The organism is Hyphomonas jannaschiana VP2 (genome assembly GCF_000685215.1).
Lineage (GTDB): Bacteria > Pseudomonadota > Alphaproteobacteria > Caulobacterales > Hyphomonadaceae > Hyphomonas > Hyphomonas jannaschiana.
In genome coordinates, this window is record NZ_ARYJ01000002.1 from 196,207 (window position 1) to 217,218 (window position 21,012).

General features: G+C 56.7%; 20 protein-coding genes. 8 read left to right on the forward strand and 12 right to left on the reverse strand.

The window, feature by feature from the left end; translation table 11 throughout:
- Positions 1–73: 73 nt before the first annotated feature.
- The 10 genes from HJA_RS17815 to hlyD form a co-directional block, all read right to left on the reverse strand.
- Positions 74–1,126 carry a nuclear transport factor 2 family protein gene (locus HJA_RS17815; RefSeq protein WP_146740200.1) on the reverse strand — a complete coding sequence of 351 codons (1,053 nt, stop codon included), beginning with the start codon at positions 1,124–1,126 and terminating at the stop codon, positions 74–76.
- Between the two features lie 110 nt (positions 1,127–1,236).
- Positions 1,237–1,464, reverse strand: a complete 228-nt coding sequence (locus tag HJA_RS03735; protein ID WP_035578389.1) for an SHOCT domain-containing protein — start codon at positions 1,462–1,464, stop codon at positions 1,237–1,239.
- An 18-nt stretch (positions 1,465–1,482) separates the two neighbouring features.
- On the reverse strand, positions 1,483–2,292 hold the full coding sequence (locus HJA_RS03740; RefSeq protein ID WP_051597325.1) for a copper resistance protein B: 810 nt from the start codon (positions 2,290–2,292) through the stop codon (positions 1,483–1,485).
- The gene (locus HJA_RS03745) at positions 2,292–4,208 is read right to left on the reverse strand and encodes a copper resistance system multicopper oxidase (protein ID WP_035578391.1); all 1,917 of its coding nucleotides are present in this window, start codon (positions 4,206–4,208) and stop codon (positions 2,292–2,294) included. Before HJA_RS03745 ends, HJA_RS03740 begins: the two co-directional genes overlap by 1 nt.
- Positions 4,209–4,274: 66 nt before the next feature.
- The gene (locus tag HJA_RS03750) at positions 4,275–4,595 is read right to left on the reverse strand and encodes a copper-binding protein (protein ID WP_035578393.1); all 321 of its coding nucleotides are present in this window, start codon (positions 4,593–4,595) and stop codon (positions 4,275–4,277) included.
- A gap of 566 nt (positions 4,596–5,161) precedes the next feature.
- A complete protein-coding gene (locus HJA_RS03755; protein ID WP_035578396.1) occupies positions 5,162–5,815 on the reverse strand; it encodes a CerR family C-terminal domain-containing protein in 654 nt (217 codons plus the stop codon).
- Positions 5,816–6,916, reverse strand: coding sequence for an ABC transporter permease (locus tag HJA_RS03760; RefSeq protein ID WP_035578399.1), 1,101 nt, complete (start codon positions 6,914–6,916; stop codon positions 5,816–5,818).
- Between the two features lies 1 nt (position 6,917).
- Positions 6,918–8,054 carry an ABC transporter permease gene (locus HJA_RS03765; RefSeq protein WP_035578402.1) on the reverse strand — a complete coding sequence of 379 codons (1,137 nt, stop codon included), beginning with the start codon at positions 8,052–8,054 and terminating at the stop codon, positions 6,918–6,920.
- Complete coding sequence (locus HJA_RS03770) at positions 8,051–9,808, reverse strand: ATP-binding cassette domain-containing protein (RefSeq protein WP_051597326.1); 1,758 nt, start codon at positions 9,806–9,808, stop codon at positions 8,051–8,053. Before HJA_RS03770 ends, HJA_RS03765 begins: the two co-directional genes overlap by 4 nt.
- Before the next feature lie 8 nt (positions 9,809–9,816).
- Positions 9,817–10,824, reverse strand: a complete 1,008-nt coding sequence (gene hlyD, locus HJA_RS03775; protein WP_035578404.1) for a secretion protein HlyD — start codon at positions 10,822–10,824, stop codon at positions 9,817–9,819.
- Between the two features lie 270 nt (positions 10,825–11,094).
- On the opposite strand from hlyD, the gene HJA_RS03780 reads away from it, so the two are divergent.
- Together HJA_RS03780 and HJA_RS03785 are read left to right on the forward strand one after the other, a co-directional pair.
- On the forward strand, positions 11,095–11,934 hold the full coding sequence (locus HJA_RS03780; RefSeq protein ID WP_035578407.1) for an LOG family protein: 840 nt from the start codon (positions 11,095–11,097) through the stop codon (positions 11,932–11,934).
- A gap of 33 nt (positions 11,935–11,967) precedes the next feature.
- Positions 11,968–13,374 carry an MBL fold metallo-hydrolase gene (locus tag HJA_RS03785; RefSeq protein WP_035578409.1) on the forward strand — a complete coding sequence of 469 codons (1,407 nt, stop codon included), beginning with the start codon at positions 11,968–11,970 and terminating at the stop codon, positions 13,372–13,374.
- Positions 13,375–14,384: 1,010 nt separating this feature from the next.
- On the opposite strand, the gene HJA_RS03795 is transcribed toward HJA_RS03785, so the two are convergent.
- Positions 14,385–15,500 (reverse strand): ferritin-like domain-containing protein, encoded by a 1,116-nt coding sequence (locus tag HJA_RS03795; protein WP_035578414.1) that lies wholly within the window; start codon positions 15,498–15,500, stop codon positions 14,385–14,387.
- Between the two features lie 343 nt (positions 15,501–15,843).
- On the opposite strand from HJA_RS03795, the gene HJA_RS17820 reads away from it, so the two are divergent.
- Positions 15,844–16,512, forward strand: coding sequence for a TetR/AcrR family transcriptional regulator (locus HJA_RS17820; RefSeq protein ID WP_162177025.1), 669 nt, complete (start codon positions 15,844–15,846; stop codon positions 16,510–16,512).
- A gap of 258 nt (positions 16,513–16,770) precedes the next feature.
- On the opposite strand, the gene HJA_RS03805 is transcribed toward HJA_RS17820, so the two are convergent.
- Positions 16,771–17,577, reverse strand: a complete 807-nt coding sequence (locus HJA_RS03805) for a sulfite exporter TauE/SafE family protein (protein ID WP_241764286.1) — start codon at positions 17,575–17,577, stop codon at positions 16,771–16,773.
- 147 nt (positions 17,578–17,724) lie between these two features.
- Between HJA_RS03805 and ubiT the strand changes: the two genes are divergently transcribed.
- From ubiT to HJA_RS03835, 5 genes are all read left to right on the forward strand, one after another.
- Complete coding sequence (gene ubiT / locus HJA_RS18330; RefSeq protein ID WP_206741663.1) at positions 17,725–18,270, forward strand: ubiquinone anaerobic biosynthesis accessory factor UbiT; 546 nt, start codon at positions 17,725–17,727, stop codon at positions 18,268–18,270.
- Complete coding sequence (gene ubiU / locus HJA_RS03820) at positions 18,267–19,265, forward strand: ubiquinone anaerobic biosynthesis protein UbiU (protein WP_035578424.1); 999 nt, start codon at positions 18,267–18,269, stop codon at positions 19,263–19,265. Before ubiT ends, ubiU begins: the two co-directional genes overlap by 4 nt.
- Positions 19,266–19,270: 5 nt before the next feature.
- The gene (gene ubiV / locus HJA_RS03825) at positions 19,271–20,176 is read left to right on the forward strand and encodes a ubiquinone anaerobic biosynthesis protein UbiV (RefSeq protein ID WP_206741664.1); all 906 of its coding nucleotides are present in this window, start codon (positions 19,271–19,273) and stop codon (positions 20,174–20,176) included.
- A gap of 108 nt (positions 20,177–20,284) precedes the next feature.
- On the forward strand, positions 20,285–20,524 hold the full coding sequence (locus HJA_RS03830; RefSeq protein ID WP_035578426.1) for a MoaD/ThiS family protein: 240 nt from the start codon (positions 20,285–20,287) through the stop codon (positions 20,522–20,524).
- Between the two features lie 8 nt (positions 20,525–20,532).
- Positions 20,533–21,006, forward strand: a complete 474-nt coding sequence (locus tag HJA_RS03835) for a membrane protein (protein ID WP_035578429.1) — start codon at positions 20,533–20,535, stop codon at positions 21,004–21,006.
- Positions 21,007–21,012 lie beyond the last annotated feature (6 nt).

Below are 21,012 nucleotides of genomic sequence, written 5' to 3' on the forward strand. Positions count from 1 at the left end.
CGTCCCGTTCCCAATGGGAGTTTTCCGGGGTCAGCTCTTGTGATACGGCAGGTTGCCCCGAGTTGAGTTCCTGTCAGTGCGCATGGCTTTCATCCAGGGGGCTGGAAGACCAATGGATATGCGTGATTTTCCAACCGTCCTCATTCCGCATAAGAACCATGGTTTCCATGGACCGGAGGTGGACGGCCTCACCCTTGTATGTACCGTTCATCTCCGATTGCGAAATGACGGTCGCCATGTCGCCTGCCTGGAAGACTTTCCGGTCCTGTAGCTGAACATTCATCATGGTCATGAAGGACATGTCGGATTTCATGTGATGGCCGGCATATTCCTCGAAGGACAGCTCGGCCTGTCCGCCCTCCGCGATGACCGCGTCCGGTGCCATCATGGCGCGCAAGCCATCTTCATCACCTGACCGCAAGGCGGCCGAGAAGGCATCGGCCACGAATTCGGGCGGGCCGGTCTGGGCTGCCCCGGACACCCTCCCGGCATCTGCCTCATGATTGCTGCCGGGACCGTCCATGTGGCCGCCTTCCGCCATCTCGTCATGGTGCCCGTCGTCCATCTCGTCATCGGAGTGCTCATGGCCTGGCGCAGACGCCATTTCATCATGCCCGGCAGCGATGGCCGCCTCATCTGTCTTGCCACCATGATGATGATCGTGGCCTTGGCCTGTGACCTCGGGCAGACTCCTCACGCCAAGTCCATATCCGTAAACGATCTTCCCGCCCCACCAGGCTGTCGCGGTCAGCGCGAGGGCGGCGGCAGAAAGTGCGCCGACAAACAGGACCGACGCAGATTTTGCGCGGGTTCGCCAGCGCCATACCGCAAGGAGCAGAATGGCCGATCCCGACGGCACCGCCCAGTTGCGGTGTGTCGTCATGGCAATGTGCGACGGCTCATCATGATCGACCGAATAATAGGCCTGGAAGCCCGCGGCGATGGTCACCACGATCGAAGCGGCCGCAAAAGCAAGCAACCAGTCTGCCGCGGGCCGCAAGGATTGGGTCCAGCGGCCGGAAGGGAACACGCGACACAGGAGGTAGGATGCGGCGGCCGTCATGCTGAGGGCGTAGGCAAAATGGACCAGGATGGGGTGAATATTCGGTTCTATGAGGCCGTCCAAGAAGGGCTCCTGTCTTGTTGCCGGGTCGTCAGGGCTTTCGGCATGCGGCCGGCAACCCATTCATTCTGGCAGGTGATACGCGCCGGATGCACATGTCCCTCGAAACCGGCTCACCCGGCATCATCGAGCTCGCGTTTGCGCCTTTCGAACTCGTCCTGGTCGATCTCGCCCCTGGCGTAACGGCGTTTGAGAATTTCAAGCGGTGTTTCCGGATCAGACGGGGGATCGCGCCTCCGGCCTGGGAGCGAGCGAAGCAGGAGACCGGCAAAAAGAATGATTCCGCCCCAGACGATGAGGCCGCCGACACCGCCGGGCATCCAGTGATTCATGTTTGCCATCCGATCCTCCGGTCTGCTTCAGAACCAAGTGCGGATACCGCCCACCACGACCACCTGGTCCGGGTCTCCGCCAGCTACTCTGGTATAGTCTCGGGAACCGCCAAATTCAGATTGCCACTCGACGCCTACATAAGGCGCCAGTTCCCGGACGAATTCATATCGTAACCTCAGGCCTGCATCGATCGAATTCAGGCCCGAGCCGGTCTCGCGTTCGGCAATGTCCTGCGCGGAGAAGTTCGCCTCGATGCGGGGCTGCAGAATCAGACGCTGCGTCAGCAGAAACTCGTATTCTGCTTCGAAGCGGGCTGTCAGGTCACCTTTTTCACTGAGAAAAGCCGAGGCATCGATCTCGAACCAGTAGGGTGCCAATCCTTGGAGCGCCAGTACGCCATGGGTCAGGCCATGGGGTTCGAAATCATGCCGCACGCCGGCTTGAAGGTTCCAATAGGGAGAGATTGCGCGGGAATACAGCGCCTGGAGCTCGGCGTCTTCGGTACCGTCGCCATTCAGGGAAGTACGTCCCTCGGACTTTATCCAGAGCTTGTTGATATCATCGCCCCAACTGGCCTGGCCGTTCCAGTACAGGGATTCCGATTCGTCAGAAAACTGCGCTTCGAGCTGGTTGAACAGAACATAAAAGGAATTCTGTGCGCCGCCTCCGGCCTGAACCGCCCTGCGGGCATCAGCCATTGTTTCCTTTCCGAAATAGGCGTCGGCCTGTGACCAGGGCTTTTCAGAAGAAGACGGCGGCTGATCATCATGTGCTTGCGCTGATGCGCTTGTCGTAACGGCGATTGCGGCGAGCGCTGCGAACATCACCTTGCGCATCACTTCATCTCCTCAGGCTTGTCATGGCCCATGGCGGAGTGGTCCATCATATCGTGATCCATCGGCATTTCGTGCTCCATAGGCATGTCATGCCCCATCATGTCATGGTCCATTGGCATCTTGTCCGTGGACGGCAGGACGGACACGACCTGCATCATGCCGGCATGCATGTGGTAGAGCAGGTGGCAGTGAAAGGCCCAGTCGCCGACATGTTCTGCCGAAACGTCAACGCTCAGCTTTTCTGCGGGTTTGACGACCACGGTATGCTTGCGCGGCTTATGATCTCCTCCTCCGTTGACGAGGTCGAAGAACATCCCATGGAGATGGATCGGGTGTGGCATCATTGTATCGTTGATGAGGGTCAATCGGACACGTTCGCCTTCGCGAAACCGGATGGACTGCGTGACTTCTGAAAACTTCACGCCGTCGAATGACCACATATAGCGTTCCATATTGGAGGTGAGGTGTATGACGACTTCTCTCTGCGGTGATCGGGAGTCGGGATTCGGCTCGAGGCTGCGAAGCTGAGAATAGGTCAGTGTACGGTGCGGCTGATCGGATAATCCAATGCCCGGCTCATTAAGCCGGCTTGAGGGCATGGCCGCAATGTTTGCAACGCCAGGTCCCTTTTTGAGAGACGCTTCAACACTCGCCAGTTGCGTTGGAGGGCCGTGCGGATCCGGGCCCATAGCCGTAAGTGGCATATCCCCATGTGTCATGTGATCCATGCTCGACATACCAGACATGTCGGACATGGTGGGCCTGTTTTCCATATCGCTCATGCCGGCCATGCTCTTATGGCTCATGCCCATGTCCTTCATCGTCAGTGATGGGACAGGCCGCAGGTCCGGAACCGCCGCACGCAGGCCGGGTCGAGGGCCGAGGGTGGCGACGGCTTGACCAGAACGGTCAATTGACTCGGCGACGAAGGCGTAGGTCTGATCATCTTCAGGAGCAACGATAACATCATAAGTCTCTGCGACGCCCATCTGGAACTCGTCCGTCTCGATTGGCTGAATATTCAGACCGTCGGATTGCACAACGGTCATTGGAAGACCCGGAATGCGCACATTGAAGAGCGACATGGCTGATGCATTGATAATCCGCAGTCTGACGCGCTCGCCGGGATGGAACACGATATTGAAATTCTCAGCGGTGGAATGACCGTTTATGAGATAGGTGTAGGTCGGTGCCCCAACGTCTGCGAGATCGCGCGGGGACATACGCATTTTGCCCCACATGGCGCGATCTTTCAGCGTGTCACTGAATCCGCTATTGGCGGCATCCCTCAAAAAGTCGGGAAGGGTCCTGCGCTGGAAGTTCAGGCTTTCGGCATTATTCTTGAGCTTTGCATAAATCCGGTGCGGGTCTGTGAAGGACCAGTCACTGAGCACCAGAACGTATTCCCGGTCGTAGGCGATGGGATCCCTCTCTGACGGTTCGATGATGATCGGGCCATAATGCCCTAGTTGTTCCTGCAGGCCGGAATGGGAATGATACCAGTACGTGCCATTCTGTCGGACCGGAAACTGGTAGCGGTATGTCTTGCCAGGTTTTATGCCTGGAAACGTAACACCCGGTACACCATCCATCTGGAACGGGACAAGCAGGCCGTGCCAATGAACAGACGTGTCTTCCTGAAGCTTGTTGGTGACATTCAACGTCACCGTCTCGCCTTCGCGAAAGCGAAGCAGCGGGCCCGGCAGCTGTCCATTGATGCCGACGGCCTTTCCGGTCTTACCGTTGATGCGTACCGGAAACTCTGCAATCTCCAGATCGAAGGCGGTACCTGAGGCCGAAGTAATTCCCAGGTTTCCGTCACTGGAGGAGCGGGCCCACGCTGGAAGCATACCAGCTACCCCGAGAGCAGCGCCTGCTCCCAGCGTGTAGTGCAGCAGATGTCGTCTTGAAAGCATATCGGTATCCAACAATTCGTGTTGGCTACTGTTACGCATTCGCGCAGCAAGACCCTCAGGTCTGACTCAGTTCGGCTCATTGCCGGAGGACTCTTCGTCGTCGGGGACCAGTGCCTCGATTACTTCGCGAGCGCTGACGCGCCTTATGGCAACAATCTCGGGAACATCTTCATTCGAGTAATCGAAAATGAACTCGACCGGGTCGCCAGGTGCAAATCCGCTGACATCGACATGGTGCGCGACGGAAAAGTTCATCTGCATGATCGGCCAGCCGGTTTCGTTGACCGGAGTGTGAGTGATCTCTATGGTCCGGTTTGCGGAATCCAGCGAAAGGATCGACCCAAAGGCTGGTGCGACCCTCGGGCCGAGCGTGTCCGGACTTGCCATGTCTTCCTGTGAAACAGGTGCGGCTGGCGCACAAGACGTAAGACTGAAAGGAGCAAGCGCCAGTGCTCCAACAAAAAAGGCATGTTTGATCACTTGAATTTTACCCCCCCGTTGCTTCATCCGGCCATCCTAGGCGACCCGGACCAAATTAGATTGATATCGGCTAAATACGTGCCAGATACTGATCTCCCTCATATCGTCAAAAGCGATCAAATTCCACTTGAACATTGGAGTAGGACCGGAATAGCCGATCGGGGAGCTATTGACATTTGGCAGTCCGGTGGGGGCCGACATATGAACGGGGTGTGTGTCATGAACGATTTGTTCAGACTGGCGTTGGTGAAGAATGACAGGTCTTCCCGGACACTCGCCTCGCGTTCAACCAAAGGCCCTCAAACTTGCAGGACCGGTCATCGGCAGTGTGCGGGCAGACAATGTGGTGGGTGCCGAAATATTTTTCCGACCCTGGTGATTTGCGAGGTTCTTGCGATGGCGTGATCTTTTGGAGTGAAATGGTTCGTAGAGCGAATAATGCCGAACCGCGGAAAAGTGTGATGCACGAGTGACTACAGATATTGCAGTAAACGGATATTTTCACGGATTGCAGTCGTGATCAGGGCTATCTCCTGAGCACCCAGGTCTTCCCGTTCAAGTGTTCGCAGGGAGAGCGCCCTGGCCGCGCGAAAAGCCAGCGCCTGGCCAACCAGAGTCAGTCCTCTGATGCGCGCGGTTTGGGACGCAGCGTCGTCACCGCTCGCGATTGCCGTTAGATGAACTACCGCCCGGAAGAAGCGACCAATATCGCTGGCGTACAGGATCTCAAATGCTTTGGTTGGGACGGCCTGCTCGCGTAATGTAAAACGGGCCCAGGTTTCACTATCATTGCTGGCGAGCATCATGACAAAGGGCGTGAATATCTCTTCGAGCAGCGAGATGGCGCGTTTGCGGGAAAGTTTGTCGCTGTAGATTTGGGTTTCGAAAGCATCGAGTGCCGGGCCAAGTTTCCTGGACACTTGCTCTGCAATTGTTTCTGCAGCGGCGAGATAGAGATTTTCCTTGGTCTTGAAATGGTATGGAATTGCGCCGAGCGATGCGCCTGCCTTGCTTGAAATGGCGCGCGTGGACGTTCCATCATAGCCTGCAAGACCGAATAATTCGATGGCGGCCTGAACTAGCTGGTCGCGTGTTTCGATGCTTCTGGAGTCGTCGGGTTTGGACATTCATGAAACCTTTTTTCTGAGCAGCCAAGCCGATGCCGGAAGCGTTATGGTTGCTATCAGCACAAGTGGAAATGTGTTGCGAGCCACTTCAAAGAGAGGAAGGTCTTTCAGGAAGACGCCCTGTGCGACGACAAGAAAATGACGGAGCGGATTTATCTGCGTCGCCAGTTGCATCCAGTCCGGCATGTTTTCAACTGGAGACATGAAGCCTGACAGCAGGACGGCGGGCGACGCGAAAACAAATGCGCCCAATATCGCCTGTTGTTGCGTGGCAGAAATCGCCGAGATGAAAAGTCCAATTCCGATCACTGCGAGCAAATAGAAGAACATCGACCCATAGAGCGCAAACAATGACCCCGCAAAAGGGATTTTGAATCCGAATACTGCAACAAGGATAAAGAAAGTCCCGTGCAGATAGCCGAAGATCAGGCCCGGGGCAGACTTACCTACGACGATCTCAAGCGGCCTGAGGGGGGAGACCAGCAACTGGTCGAAGGTTCCAAGCTCGCGCTCCCGAGCGACCGACAGGGCCGTCACAATGATCGTGGTCAGCAGCGTAATGGTCGCGACCAGTCCGGGGAGTGTGAACCATGTATATTCAAGATTGGGATTGAACCAGTGCCGGACGCGCAAGACGTCAGGCGTTTCATGTCCCGCATACGCCGCCGCCGATACTCGCGAAATAATCGATGAAAGGTATGAATTCACAATCTGCGACGCATTGGACTTTCTGCCGTCCAGAATGATCTGTACGTCTGCCGACTCGCCGGCCTCTATCCGACGGGTGAAGTCCTGGCCAATATGAACAACGGCAATGACGCGCTGACCGTCGATCATCTCCCTGATCTGGTTAACCGATTGCAAGCGAATTACGTCATCAAAAGGCGACGCGCCGAGAATGCCAGCTTCGACCTCTCTGCCCCGGTTCCCGGTGTCGAGATTGAGAACAGCGATATCGAGATTGCGGACTTCCATCGTCATTGCGAATGCAAAGATCACGAGTTGCAGAAGGGGTGGAACCAGAATCACAGCCCGTCCCTTGGGGTCGCGCCAGATAGCAAGCATTTCCTTGATGATGAGAGACACGATGCGGCGCCACATGTCAGGCGATCCGCTTCGGTGTGGCAAGCCAGGTAAATGTCAGAAAGAAGGTTCCGACAGCCAACATTCTGGTTATCGCGGGCAAGAGCACGGACCAGACATCGCCCGCCAGAAAGAGTGTTTGCAAACTCGTTACGAAATAGCGTGCCGGGATCACCGTGGTGACGGTGCGGATCGGCAAAGGCATGGCGCTGATTTCGAAGATAAACCCAGACAGCAGCGTTGCGGGAAGGAAGCCAGTGAAGAGCGCAAGCTGGGCTGCCACAAACTGGTTTTTTGTCACGGCAGAAATCAGCAAACCCTGACCGAGGGCGGGCACCAGGAAAGCAGCTGCGACCGCAACGAGGGCAAATACGGATCCCCGGAATGGAACATCAAATACAAAGACCGCTGCAATGGCGCACAGCACAAGCGAACTCATGCCGAGAAGAAAATAGGGCAGGATCTTCGATAACAACAATTCTATGCGGCTGACCGGTGTGGCCAACACAGCCTCCATCGTGCCGCGTTCCCATTCGCGCGCTATCACCAGTGCGGTCAGCAACGTCCCGATGATCGTCATCACGACGGCCGTCGAGCCTGGTACAAGATTGTAGCGACTGGTCAGTTCGGCGTTGAACCAGAATCGCGGTTGCGGCGTGATTGCCGCGGATGGTTTAGCAGCAGCGTCGCCGAACAGCCTTGCCTGCCATACGCCGAAGACTCCCTGTGCATAGTTTGTGACAAACTGCGCTGTATTCGGTTGAGACCCATCCGTCAGGATTTCAATCGGGGTCGGATCGCGCGCACGCAGGCGCTCGGAGAAGTCGGATGGAATGATGACAAGGCCGCGCAATTTTCCGGACACCAAAACCGGCTCCAGCTCGGCCTGGTCAAATGCCGTGACGACGTCAAAATAGCTGGAGGCCTCGAATGCCTGTATGAGACTGCGTGCATCCGCGCGTCCGTCCTGGACCACAATACCAATGCGGATAGAGTTGGCATCGAGCGAGATACCGAACCCGAACAAGAAGAGCAGGATCAAAGGCAGAATGAACGCGATCAGGATGGATGACGGATCGCGGATGATCTGAAAGGTTTCCTTGCGCGCAAGCGAAAGGGTCCGCCGGACGGGCGCGGGAAGAATCGGCCCGGTCATGCGGCGGTCTCCTTCTCCGCCTGTTCAGATCGTGCCACGAGCGCAATAAACGCGTCTTCCATGGTGACGGCGGATTTGTCAGCCCCTGCACAACTTGCCTTGAGTGCGTCCGGGGTTCCTTCGGCAATCGTCTTGCCGCGATAGATCAGATTGATCCGATCACAATACTCGGCTTCCTCCATGAAATGGGTAGTAACCAGGACGGCAACATTTTTCGCGGTGAGGGCATTGATGTGCGACCAGAACTCTCGCCGGGTAATGGGATCGACCCCGGACGTTGGTTCGTCGAGAAACAGGACTTCAGGCTCATGCAGGAGCGCGGCAGCGAGCGCAAGGCGCTGCTTGAAGCCAAGCGGCAATTGCCCGGCAGTCGTGCCTCGATAAGCCGTCAGATCAAAGGCTTCGAGCATGGCGTCGATTCGCTCTTTCGCGCGGCGGTGACCAAGACCATACACGCCTGCAAAGAAGGAAAGATTTTGTGCAACAGAAATGTCCCCATACAGGGAAAATTTCTGCGCCATATAGCCGAGTCGCCCGCGCGCATCGGCTGCTGCGGTCCGCAAATCATACCCGGCAACCCGTCCTTCGCCTTCGCTTGGCGCAGTCAGACCACAAAGCATTTTGAACGTCGTCGATTTGCCCGCGCCATTGGGACCAAGCAGCCCAAGGATTTCCCCGCGCTTCTGGCTGAAGGTGATGTTCGAGGCTGCAGCAAAGCTGCCGTAGCGTTTTGTGAGACCGCGCGCTTCGACGACGGCCTCACCTGTATCGGTATGGGTCTTCATCGCATCAACCAGGGGCGAACGCCCGTCGGGTCCGCCGCCTAACCGGTCGACAAAGGCATCCTCGAAGCGCGGCGCGGCAGGAACCAGCTCTCCGTCGACGAGACCCTGTATATGCGCAAGATCTGCACTCTTCTGTGTCAGCAGACGTATAGCATCTCCATGCAGGATCGCGTCGGCGACCGACGCGTCTGCCAGTAGCGGTGCGATTGTCTCACGCCGCTTTGCCTGCGGCAAACGGGCCAGGTAGACACGGCCTGTCATGGTGTCCGTCAAGTTGGCGGGCGAGCCGGAGTACAACAGCTTCCCATCACTGAGTAGCAGGACTTTGTCGCATTTTTCAGCCTCGTCGAGGTAGGCTGTCGCCCAAACGACTGCCATGCTTTTATCAACAAGCTTGCTTACCATGGACCACAGCTCCCGGCGTGATATCGGATCGACGCCCACGGAAGGCTCATCAAGCAAAAGCAGTCGCGGACGTGTGAGCAGGGCGCAGGCGAGGCCAAGTTTCTGCTTCATCCCTCCGGATAAGGCTCCGGCCAGACGTTCGGTAAAACGGGCCAGATCGGTAAACTTCAGAAGGTGAGAGAACGTTTCGTCTCGCTGGGGCCCTGACAGGCCTTTGAGGTCTGCAAATAAAACCAGGTTTTCCATAACGCTGAGGTCCTCATACAGGCCAAAACGTTGCGGCATATAGCCAAGCATCTGGTGTAGATAATGCTGGGATGCGTATGCGTCCTCACCTTCAATGAGCACGGCTCCCTTGCTTGGGCGGCTCAGGCCCGTCAGCAAACGGATCAATGTTGTCTTGCCCGCTCCATCGGGTCCGACCAGGCCTGTGATTTTTCCGGTTTCTATCGTGCCTGAAACGGTCTCCAGCGCTGGTGGGCCTTTCGCGCTGAAGTGTTTGGTGACCTCCCTTATCTGAACGAACAGCTGCCCCCCGGACTGATGGATCGGCTTGTCAAGCATCACCTGTCTCACTCTGCTGGAGCTGATCGGCTGAGCTTCACGGTTGCCGGCATACCCTGGCGCAAACCGCTGTCTGGCGTGTCGACAATGATACGGACTTGATAAACGAGATCGGTGCGCAAGTCGGGGGTCTGAACAGTCCGGGGAGTGAATTCTGCAACAGGAGAAACAAAACCGACCTGTCCCGAATAGGCGCGATCCGGCGCGCTGTCGGTAAAAACCTGAGCGAGCTTGCCGGGAGCGACGATCCCGAGGTCGGTCTCATCCACATAGGCGCGCACCCAAACCGGCCGGGTCAGAGCCAGCGTTGCCACGGGTGTACCAGCATTGATGATGGAGCCTGGTTCGCGCACGCGTGCCAACAAAACCCCATCTGAAGGCGCACGCAGGATTGTGTCATCGAGCCTCAATTCAGCTTGTGCAACAGATGCTTCGGCCGCCTCAACCCCGGCCACGCTTGCAGCGATCTCTTCAGCGCGCGGCCCGATTTGCACGAGTGCCAGTTCCTTTTGCCCGGCAACAAGTCGCTTTTCCGCAGTGTCGAGCGCGGCGCGTGCTGTATCAACGACTTGCTGGGTCGCAAACCCTTGTTTGAGCAGGTTTGCCTGCCGGTCAAATACTTGCTGGGCTGCCAAAACCGTCGCCTCAAGTTCTTCGACGCGAGCGCGGGCCCTGTCGATCTCCTGAGACCGGCTTCCCGCCTTCAATCGTGCCAGTTCGGCCTGACGCACAGACGCTTCGGCCCTGGCTTGTGTGACGGCATCACGCAGCGGAGCTGTGTCCAGACTCGCAATTTCATCGCCTGCTGAAATTGCATCACCTTCTTCAAAATTGACTGCTTCGAGACGGCCAGAGACTCGGAAAGCCAGTTCCACCTGACGGATTTCGACATTGCCATAGAGCGTTAGTGCGCCGTCGGTGTCGCTTCCGGCCGGGTTGACGCGCGGCCATACAACGAAGCGCCCTGCGATGAGGAGGGCAAACAAAATTGCAGCGAAAATGACGAACCGTTTCATGCGGCAACTTTCAAGATGACGTATTGGCGTTCCCAAGCGGGAGTGGTGTTGATCACATAAAAATAATACAAGTGTACAAATTATCTTTCAAGGGGTAATTGTACCTATTGTACCGACAACATTGAGGGAGTTTTGGGTCTCTATCGGATTATCGGCAAAGGATCCTTATCAGATGTCATTTGTGTATTGGAAAATGATACGAGTGTATTAGATCTGGTGTGAGTAGCTTTCTCTTAATGGCGAGGACTGTCTGTGATAAAAGGTGGCAGATTGGACGCGGAATCTCAGTCCGATTCAGAGGGGCGTATCGATCGTCTCGCTAACAGCCCGGCCTATCGGTTGGCATCGAAGGACCCCGATTTGCTTGAGCGGGACACGCTACGTGCGGTCCGCCTGCAACTGGAATTTCTAAAGCCCGACCTGCTGCAACAGGACGAAGGTATTCAGTCGACGGTTGTCGTTTTTGGCAGTGCGCGTGTGAGGTCTGCGGCGGAAGTCGAAGCCGAACTTGCATCCGGGAGTGCGGAGGATCGCTCAGCCGCCGCTCAAGAGCATCTGGAAAGCCAGCAACGTCAGTCTGCCTACTATGAGGAAGCCCGGCGATTTTCGGGAATCGTATCGCGGAGATTTCAAGCGGAGGGACGGACAGACTTTGTTGTGGTGACGGGCGGAGGACCTGGCATCATGGAAGCTGCGAATCGCGGTGCAGATGAAGCGGGGGCGCGCTCGATTGGCCTCAATATTCAGCTGCCAATGGAGCAGCTGCCGAACCCCTACATCTCTCCCGAACTCTGTTTCCAGTTCCGCTATTTCGGCATTCGAAAGATGCACTTTCTGCTGCGCGCCAAAGCCCTCGTTGCGTTCCCGGGTGGTTTTGGGACGCTCGACGAAGTGTTCGATGTGTTGACCCTCGTTCAGACTGGCAAGATCAATCCCATTCCGATCATCCTCATTGGCCAATCCTATTGGCAGCGTGTGGTGGATTTCAGGTTCCTGGTTGACGAAGGATTCGTTGACCCAGGTGATGTCGAGCTGTTCCGGATCGTCGATACCGCAGCCGAAGCCATTCATGTCATCTGCGAGTTCTACAATGAGACGCCGCCAGTCTGAGGAAAGCGCCGGCGATACGAAAGGAAGATTGACGTGAAGCTGACATTCCACGGAGCTGCCGGTGAAGTGACCGGCTCAGCCTATCTTGTTGAAGCTGATGGCGTTCGTTTTCTCGTTGATTGCGGCATGTTTCAGGGAGGGCGGGAGGCTGACGAGAAGAACCGCCGAGCGTTTCCGTTTGATCCGGCGTCGCTGGATTTTGTTGTTCTGACCCATGCGCATATCGACCATAGCGGACTGTTGCCAAAGCTCTGCCGAGACGGATTTTCCGGCCCGATACACACCAGCACTGCGACCACCGAACTTCTGGAAATCATGCTCAAGGACAGCGCACATATTCATGAGCGAGACGCTGAGCGTGCCAACCGTTCCAACGGGAAAGTACGCAGAAAACAAAGGGGGCAAGTGACGCCGCTCTATACAATCGAAGACGCCGACACGGCGATCAGTCAAACTGTCGGCCATGAATATGATGAGGCATTTTCTCCGGCTGAAAACGTGCGCATCAGGTTGCGTGACGCCGGACATATTCTGGGATCGGCGATACTCGAAATCTGGGTGATAGAGGCAGGCATCGAACGCAAGCTCGTGTTCTCCGGGGATCTGGGACAACCTGGCCGCCCAATCATTCGCGATCCTCAGAAAGTCGAAACGGCAGACTATCTGGTAATTGAATCGACTTATGGAGACAGGGACCATAAAGCGCTTGAGCCTTCTCTGTACGATCTGCTCGAAATTGCACGGCATACGCTGGAGGAGAAGAGAGGTAATTTGATCATTCCGGCCTTTGCGCTCGGCCGGTCGCAGGAGCTGATCTACTATTTCCAGCATCTGACCTGTCAGGGGCACTTGAAGAATCTCAACATCTTCCTTGACTCGCCAATGGCCCAGGCTGTCACACGGCTGACCATGCGCCATCTCGATCTCTTTGATGCCGAGGCGAGAAAGCTTGCCAATTGGCATGCTGCAGGCAAGTCTTCGGTCCTGCTGAAATTCACTGAGTCAGTCGAAGACTCGATGAGTCTCAATCTGATAAGGTCGGGCGCGATCATACTTTCTGCAAGTGGTATGTGTACTGCAGGCCGTATTCTTCACCATTTGCGGCATGGGTTACCAAAACCACAAAATACGGTGCTGATTGCCGGGTATCAGGCGAGCGGCACGCTGGGGCGGCGTTTGGTCGAGGGGGCTTCGAATGTGAACATATTTGGGGACAGGGTGCCTGTGAATGCAGATATCCGGAGTATCAGCGGATTTTCGGCTCATGCGGACAGAACCGCCTTGTTGGGGTGGGCCGATGGATTCAGGGAGTGCCCGAAGCGTACTTTTATAACCCATGGTGAGCCTGCTGCTGCTGAAGCCATGCGGCGCAGCCTTGGGGGGAAATGGGAATCCGGTGTCTGTGTACCCGATCCTGGTGAAACCTTCGATCTGGTCTGACTGTGAACCCGGGGTGTTCAACGACGTGAAGTGCCATGCAGGCACGGTCTCTTGAGGTCGAAGCCGGCTGCATGGCATGTCCATGAGTTTCATCAGGGCTTTTCTGAAATTGGCGACGAATGACCATTTCGGAGGTCGTCAGTAGGCGGTTGTCGCAGATAAAGGGACGGTCTTCATATGGGTGCCGGGCGGCCCGGTGTGCGAGCCGGTATCTTGCGAGTGTCTAAATATATATTTTAAATATTGATTTGGACAGCCGCGCCTAATATAGATCATCTCCTTTAGAAAGCGTGATCTCTCCATGAAGGGCACGTACTGGATACCGGGGTGCCTCCATGAAGATTTTGAAGTTTTTACTCTATGTTTTCCTACTACCAGGGGATACCGCCATTCGAATGGTTGGCATTACGCTTGAGGAGGATGGGGGTATCTTCCGGTCTTTGATCAACATGTTGTTCTGGGGGACGATCCTGGTACCGTTCACGATTGCCTTTGCGCGGAGAGGCATCGGGCTGTGACCACGACACGATGATTTCCAACGCTTCGGAACTGTCCTGCGTGAGGGACCAGACTTCTGAAAGTGTGTTGGTTTGAAGTGTGCGGATCCACAGGAATGCGGGGCATCCGTGCGGTCATTTGCGCTCCGGGGCGGCCACTACTTGTGAGGCATTCGGTACGATTGGTTCTCTCGAACCAGATAGTGACACACGTCTTGTGGCAATTCCGTCAATGGGGTGATGGTCTCTTTGCGAAGTGAACAAAAGCGCCTGAATCGCGTAGAAAGAAGTTCGGCTCGGCGGTCAAACCAAGCCATCGACCCGTATGCGAGGAAAGCAGAATGTGACGGCAACACTGGACGGTGCCAGACTGCCTGAACCGGCCATGCATCCTGTCACGGGAATTCGGAAAGTCCCGTTTCAAAGCGAGGATTCACCTCCTGGAGGGGCGGTAGGAGCACCGGTCACCTTTTGGGGGAAAAGCGGACCGGCGCTCCTGAAGGACAGACGCGGTTATTCCGCTGCAGCAAGATCAATCTGTCCTGTCTCGAGGGGCCGCTCCAGGGCTGCCCAATCTATTTCGGCGTCAGTTGCCGCGTGTTCGTACTGCAGCACGCCCAGCGCCTCGAATTTCGGCTTCACGCTTTCGGTCAGCAGGCCAGCGCGTTTCAGGTTCGGAATCATCCGTTCAAAGAGGAAGTTTCGGAAAGCCTGTCCGCCACTTGAGTCGATCGACATGCGGCGGGCTTCCTCGCCGTCGAAGCCGAACTCCTCTTCCACCACGGTTGAGAACAGGCGTTCGCGCATGATGGCGCAGGCCTCATAGGCGAACTGGGCGCGTTCCTCGATTTCTTCTTCGCTCAGCGCCTTGATCCAGTCTTCCAGGTAATTGACGCCGAAGGCGACATGCCGGCCCTCGTCGCGCATGACCAGGTGCAGGATCTGGCGCAGAAGCGGGTCGCGCGTTGTCTGCGACATCGTCTGGAAGGCGGCGAGTGCCAGCCCTTCGATCAAAACCTGCATGCCGATGAATTTCAGGTCCCAGCGCGGGTCGGTCAGGATTTTGTCCAGCAACAGTTTGAGGCTGGGATTGACCGGGTATTCGACATTGCAGCGTGTGCGCAGGTATTTGTTGAACACTTCCACATGGCGCGCCTCATCGAAGGTCTGCGAGGCGGCGTAGAGCTTGGCGTCATAGGTCGGCGCGCAGGAAACGAGTTGCGAAGCGACCATCATTGCACCTTGTTCGCCATGCAGGAACTGCGACAGCACCTGTGCCAGCGAGCGCCAGGCATACTCGTTGCGCTGTTCCTCGCTCATGGCGAGATAGATCGGGTGATCGTGGAATGGGTTCAGACCGGCTTGCGAGGGGCCTTCCGACTTGTCGAAATACACGTCCCAGTCGACGTCCAGTTCGGCATTCCAATTGAACCGCTTTCCGAGTTCATAGAGCCGCCGGATTTTGACGTTCGCGCTTTCATAATCCCAATTGTAGGAGCCGGTCAGTGGTGTGTTGAAGATTTCCCGGACGATTTCGACGTCTTCGGGCGTCAGCCTGTCGGCCAGTTCACCGGGGTCTTCGAACGTACGGGGCTGTGTTGGCGGACTATCGACGAGACGTACTTTCATTTGGTTTTCCTCCCTATGCATCGCCAGCCTGCGAGCCTGTACGCGCAGGTCTTGGTTCATACATGAATAGCATCTGGCGGCAGGGCGATATATACGGAAAATGACGGATGCGTCATTTTTGCATAGTGCAAATCCGGGGAGATGGAAGTACCGTGAGAATCCGTATAAGGAGCAGCAATGAATTAACGAGCGGAAAGTGCGCGTTTGCTTAAGGGCATGCATTGCGAACACTTCCTGTTGCAGGAGTGCTTCGCTTTGGCGGCGACTCGTAATGTCAGCCAGCTGTCTTCAGGGCGGCGGTGCCAGCGGGTACATCCGTAACGGCGTCTCGGAGGGGACCGGTATGTATGTGGTCAGAAAATCCCAGGCGGAGCGGCGCGCAACGGCAGATCGCAAGCTTCTGACGGCGGCCTACCGGATCATATCGGAAAGTGGAATATCAGCGCTCACCTGCGAGGATGTCGGAAAACGTGCAGGGTATAGCCGGGGGCAGACCTATCAGCGGTTTGGCTCGAAGGAGGGGTTACTTGTGGCGGCCGTCAGACATGTGTCCGCCGAGCGGGCCCGGTTTGCCCGGTCTTTGCGTCGGCGTGGAGCCAATGGGGTCGACAGGCTGGTTTCACATTGCCGCCTGCATCTCGATGCGCTCGCTCATCATGTGAAGATGAGAGCATTCTTCCGATTTGCATCCGGACCGCTTCCTTCCATGCCGGATCTCGAGACGGCGGTGCTGACGGCGAGACAGGTATATCTGGACGAAATCACTGCATTATTGAGCCAGGCGAGCGCAGATGGTTCGCTTCGCTCCGGAACCGATATCAAGAGCGCGGCGGCAACGATCCGAGCTCTTTTGTGCGGGATTGCTCTCGAATGCCAGTCTGGTGGAGGATTGTGCACCTTCCCGAGTTCATATGACGGCGCGATGGAGTTTTTGCGCCGCGCATATTCATCAAAGGCGTCGGGCCGCGGAGTGGGTTATGATGGCGTTTCAGGTCTCAATGTGCCGGTATGACCTCTGCGTCAGAGGCTGTCTTCGGAAACCTTCGCAGGTGCATGCCTGGTATTGAAGATAAGCACCCAGATGTAACGAAGTGTCAGGCGCGGAGACAAGCTCGCTGCCAAAGCGCCGCACAAATTTTACAGGATGGTACTATTTGCGATTGGCTCAGGGACCGTTTCCGCAAGGCCGAGTGTTCGTTCGAGTCCTTCCAACATCGGAATAGTAATCAGGTGGTATACGAACCATCAAGAACCTGGCTCGTGCCATTGCTCAGATCATCCCGGTCCATCTCCAGAGGAGACGTGCGGCCACATAGAGTATGAGCAGAGCCGTCAGCCGCCGGATCAGGTCGGGTTTGAGTTTATAGCTCGCAAGCCAGGAACCTGCCTGGCCGCCGATAAGGACTGCGATGGGTAAGCTCCAGTACGGTGCGGCTTCGGATAATAGTGCCATATCCTGCAGCTTCATGAGTTGGCCTGCGAGCCCGGAGAACGAGTTTACCAGAATGAACAGGCTGCTTGCGGCCGCAATCTGGCGAGGTGTTCCCCAACGCATGAAATAGAGAACCGGGGCGAGAAAGATTCCACCACCAATTCCGACAAGGCCTGAGAGCAGGCCGATTGCGCCGCCAAGACTGGTCGAAAGGATCGGATGGATCCGGCGTGTGCTGTCATGCCGCGGTACCGGCTCGCTTTCACGTTTCTGGAAGGTGAGGCGTATTCCTGACAACAGAAGCGCTCCGCCGAGAACACCGACAAAAAAGGTCTCACTGATCGGGGTACGGCCGCCGATCCATGCAGCAGGGACAGATGCGGCCAGGAAGGGCAGCAGCCGCCTTGCTGAGAGATCGCCGGTGCGCGCAAAACGCCAGATGCCGCCGCAGACGACGATCATATTGCAGACCAATGCAATCAACGGCATGACGCGGTAATCTGCTCCACTCAAGACCAGCAAGGCGTTGTACGTGGAGCCGCCGCCAAAGCCGACGCTTGCATAAAGAAGGGCCGTGATCAGGAAGGCGGCGATCAGGAGCGGGGGCATAACACCAAAAGCTTCGATTTTTCTGGCAATAGCCAAATGCTAGATGCGCCCTCAGTCGTTTCATACGAAAAAAATTGCACCGGCGGTCTAAAAATACCTGCACCTGGCCTGATCAATATCATGCGTTCCAAAGCGCTTGGGTTCTAAACACTATTCCGCCGGTGGAGATCCGGCACGAACAGAGTGAAAGAGCCGACCATGCACTGGAGGGCCAATCTTGATCCGAAGGGGGCGAAGTTCGTCCGAGGCGCGGGTTCGCGTTTATCCTGCGTGCTTATTCAGCCGCTTCTTTCTTATGTTGTCCGGCGGATTGGCGACAGACACCCGTCTGTCTTCGCGCGGCTCGGGTCGTACAAACAGAGTGCCTTCCTGATCGATGCGGTTGAGTTGCCATTCGCACTTCATTTGTGCCCCGATCCAAAAGCCCTCGCATTCCGGGCTGTCCCACGTGATCGCGCGCCCCATGCTGAAGCCAGGATCCGGGGCCGGTTCATGCTGCTGCTGGAACTGGTGGACTCCGAACGGGATGGTGACGCCGCTTTCTTCTCGCGCGATCTGGATGTCTCCGGCGATACTGAAGCCGTGGTGCGCCTCCGAAATGCACTCGATGATGTTGAAGGGTCGATCGCGGAAGAAGCAGCTGGAGTTCTGGGGGCGCCAGGCCGCGCGATTCTGGCCCGGCTCAGGCGCGCTTATAAAAGTGAAGCAAAGGGGGGACAGCAGGCATGAGTCCCGGAGAACTGATCTGTCCTGCAGGTACACCTGCAGCATTGCGCACCGCCGTGGATGCAGGCGCTGACGCAGTCTACTGCGGCTTCCAGAATGCCACGAATGCGCGAAACTTTCCGGGCCTGAACTTCACGCCTGACGAATTGGCCAGTGCGGTGGCCTATGCCCACTCAAAAGCTGCCAAGGTGCTTCTGGCGCTCAACACCTATCCGCCCGCGGGGAAGGTGGATCTGTGGCGGTCGGCGGCCGATACTGGCGCACGGTTGGGTGTTGATGCCTTCATTGTCGCCGACATGGGGGTGGCCGATTTTATTGCACGTACATATCCAGATATGAGGTTACATCTTTCGGTGCAGGCGGCCGCTTCGAGTCCGGAGGCGATCCGCTACTATTGTGAAAATTTCGGAGTGAAGCGGGTTGTGCTCCCCCGTATTCTGACAATTCCCGAGATCCGGGCAATCCGCAAAGAAATCCCCTGCGAGATCGAGACATTCATCTTCGGAAATCACGGCCTGATGGTTGAGGGAAGGTGCAGCCTCACCAATTACCTGACCGGACAGTCGACAAATATGGACGGGGTCTGCTCGCCGGCCTCCGATGTGGAATTTATTCGCCACGGTGATGGGACCATGTCATCCAGGCTTGCGGGATTTTCGATTGATTGTTTCGGCTGCGGTGAAAAGGCTGGCTACCCGACTATCTGCAAGGGCCGATACACGGCACCACATCGTTCCGATCCCTATTACGCCTTTGAGGAACCGGTGAGTCTCAATCTTGCGCGGCTCCTGCCTGAATTGATCGATGCAGGCGTGCATGCTTTCAAGATCGAAGGCCGGCAGAGATCGAAGAGTTATGTGCGTAGTGTGGTATCGGCATTCCGCACTGCGGTGGATGACATTCGTGCGGGACGGCCTGCGAACATCACCGACCTTGTCGCCTTGACGGAGGGGCAGAAACAGACCCAGGGCGCATTCGCATCAAAGAAATGGCGGTGAGCAGCATGACGAAACTGACACTTGGCCCGATCGCTTATCACTGGTCTGCCGAAACGCGCCGTGATTTCTATGCGCGCATTGCCGATGAGGCGCCGCTGGACGAGGTCTATCTTGGAGAGGTGATCTGTTCAAAACGTGCACCGTTCCACGAGCCTGACCTGCCAGATACGATCGCACGCCTGGAGCGGGGCGGCAAGAAAGTCGTACTCTCTTCGCTTGCGGAGGTCATGCTGAAGCGTGAGCGCAAGGCGACTGAGGATCTGGTGGCACTGGAAAGTCACGAAATTGAAATCAACAATGCGGCAGGCCTGCTCGCACGGGGTAAGTGTCCTCACCGTATCGGGCCATTCATGAACGCTTATAATGAGGCGGCGATCACCTGGATGGCCGGGAGAGGAGCGAGGCATATCTGTCTGCCTACTGAATTACCTGTCCAGTCCATCCGGATTGCGGCGCAGGTGGCTCGCGAACTTGGGCTTGGTGTTGAAGTTCAAGTGTTTGGCCGCGCCTCGCTCGCGGTGTCGGCGCGCTGTTATCACGCACGCGCGCATGGCCGCACCAAGGACAATTGCCAGTTTGTTTGCGAGCTTGATATGGACGGTATGCCATTGGGCACAGTGGACGGGAAACCAATCCTGAGGGTGAATGGCATTCAGACCCAGTCAGAGAGTTATGTCTGCCTGCTGGCCGAGACAGGGCAGCTCGCGGCAGACGGCGTCTCTCACCTTCGGCTCATGCCGCAAGCGATCGATATGGTAGCGGTGGCGCAGGCGTTCCGGGCTGTCCTCGATGGCGCCATGCCGGCGGAAGAGGCAGGCGCGTCTTTGCGGGATCTTTGTGGTACGGCGCCTTTCAGCAATGGATTCTATCATGGAACGGCCGGTCATGAGTTCGTCGCCGAGGTTCGCTGAACTGGAGGCTATTTGCCAGGCTATTCTGCGAGGAGGCGTTCCGGGTGATTTACCGTCACCTCGCAACAATGCGCGTTTGCCAGCCTGAACCATATATCGGAGGAAGTCATGAAAATTGCATTTTACGGACAGATTGAAAGACCGTTTGGCGGTCCGGCAGAAATTTCCGTTCCGGAGGAGGGCGTGAGCGTCACGACGCTGCGTCGCCTCCTGGCGGCGCGCTATGAAGCCGAAGCGATCCTTGAGCGAACGGTGCGAGCTGCCGTGAATGACGAAATCGTTCTTGATACACATATGGTGTATCCGGTTGATACGGTTGAGTTCATGAGCCCCGTTTCGGGCGGTTGAGACACCCCATGGATGATCTGACCCTTGCTCGTGCGATACATGTGACCGCGATTGTCCACTGGATCGGAGGCGTGTCCTTCGTGACGCTGGTGCTTTTGCCGGGTGTACGCAAGCTGGCGGCGCCGGAGGAGAGAGCGGTTCTGTTCGAACAGATCGAAGGCGCGTTTTCCTGGCAGGCGAAGATCTCCGTAACACTTGCCGGGCTGTCAGGCTTATACATGACCCACCGCCTCGCGGCATGGAACCGCTTTCTTGATCCTGCCTTCTGGTGGATGCATTCAATGGTCGCGGTCTGGCTTATATTTACATTGGTTCTGTTTGTGTTCGAACCGCTTTTCCTGCATCGCTGGTTTGCCGAGCAGGCGCGGCGCAGGCCCGCAGAAGCGATGAAGCTTGTCTGGCGCGGTCACCTTGTCCTGCTGGCACTCAGCCTGGTCACAGTGATGGCATCGGTTCTGGGCGCCCATGGCGCACTCTATTGAAGGAGC

What these genes read in the sequence shown, in the direction of transcription:
- ubiV (WP_206741664.1), top strand. Translation starts at nt 19,271, where the DNA reads ATGACGAAACTGACACTTGGCCCGATCGCTTATCACTGGTCTGCCGAA.
- HJA_RS03760 (WP_035578399.1), bottom strand. Translation starts at nt 6,916, where the DNA reads ATGTGGCGCCGCATCGTGTCTCTCATCATCAAGGAAATGCTTGCTATC.
- HJA_RS03745 (WP_035578391.1), bottom strand. Translation starts at nt 4,208, where the DNA reads ATGCTTTCAAGACGACATCTGCTGCACTACACGCTGGGAGCAGGCGCT.
- ubiU (WP_035578424.1), top strand. Translation starts at nt 18,267, where the DNA reads ATGAGTCCCGGAGAACTGATCTGTCCTGCAGGTACACCTGCAGCATTG.
- hlyD (WP_035578404.1), bottom strand. Translation starts at nt 10,824, where the DNA reads ATGAAACGGTTCGTCATTTTCGCTGCAATTTTGTTTGCCCTCCTCATC.
- HJA_RS03755 (WP_035578396.1), bottom strand. Translation starts at nt 5,815, where the DNA reads ATGTCCAAACCCGACGACTCCAGAAGCATCGAAACACGCGACCAGCTA.
- HJA_RS03770 (WP_051597326.1), bottom strand. Translation starts at nt 9,808, where the DNA reads ATGCTTGACAAGCCGATCCATCAGTCCGGGGGGCAGCTGTTCGTTCAG.
- HJA_RS03765 (WP_035578402.1), bottom strand. Translation starts at nt 8,054, where the DNA reads ATGACCGGGCCGATTCTTCCCGCGCCCGTCCGGCGGACCCTTTCGCTT.
- HJA_RS03740 (WP_051597325.1), bottom strand. Translation starts at nt 2,292, where the DNA reads ATGCGCAAGGTGATGTTCGCAGCGCTCGCCGCAATCGCCGTTACGACA.
- HJA_RS03830 (WP_035578426.1), top strand. Translation starts at nt 20,285, where the DNA reads ATGAAAATTGCATTTTACGGACAGATTGAAAGACCGTTTGGCGGTCCG.
- HJA_RS03735 (WP_035578389.1), bottom strand. Translation starts at nt 1,464, where the DNA reads ATGGCAAACATGAATCACTGGATGCCCGGCGGTGTCGGCGGCCTCATC.
- HJA_RS03795 (WP_035578414.1), bottom strand. Translation starts at nt 15,500, where the DNA reads ATGAAAGTACGTCTCGTCGATAGTCCGCCAACACAGCCCCGTACGTTC.
- HJA_RS03750 (WP_035578393.1), bottom strand. Translation starts at nt 4,595, where the DNA reads ATGGCAAGTCCGGACACGCTCGGCCCGAGGGTCGCACCAGCCTTTGGG.
- HJA_RS17820 (WP_162177025.1), top strand. Translation starts at nt 15,844, where the DNA reads ATGTATGTGGTCAGAAAATCCCAGGCGGAGCGGCGCGCAACGGCAGAT.
- HJA_RS03835 (WP_035578429.1), top strand. Translation starts at nt 20,533, where the DNA reads ATGGATGATCTGACCCTTGCTCGTGCGATACATGTGACCGCGATTGTC.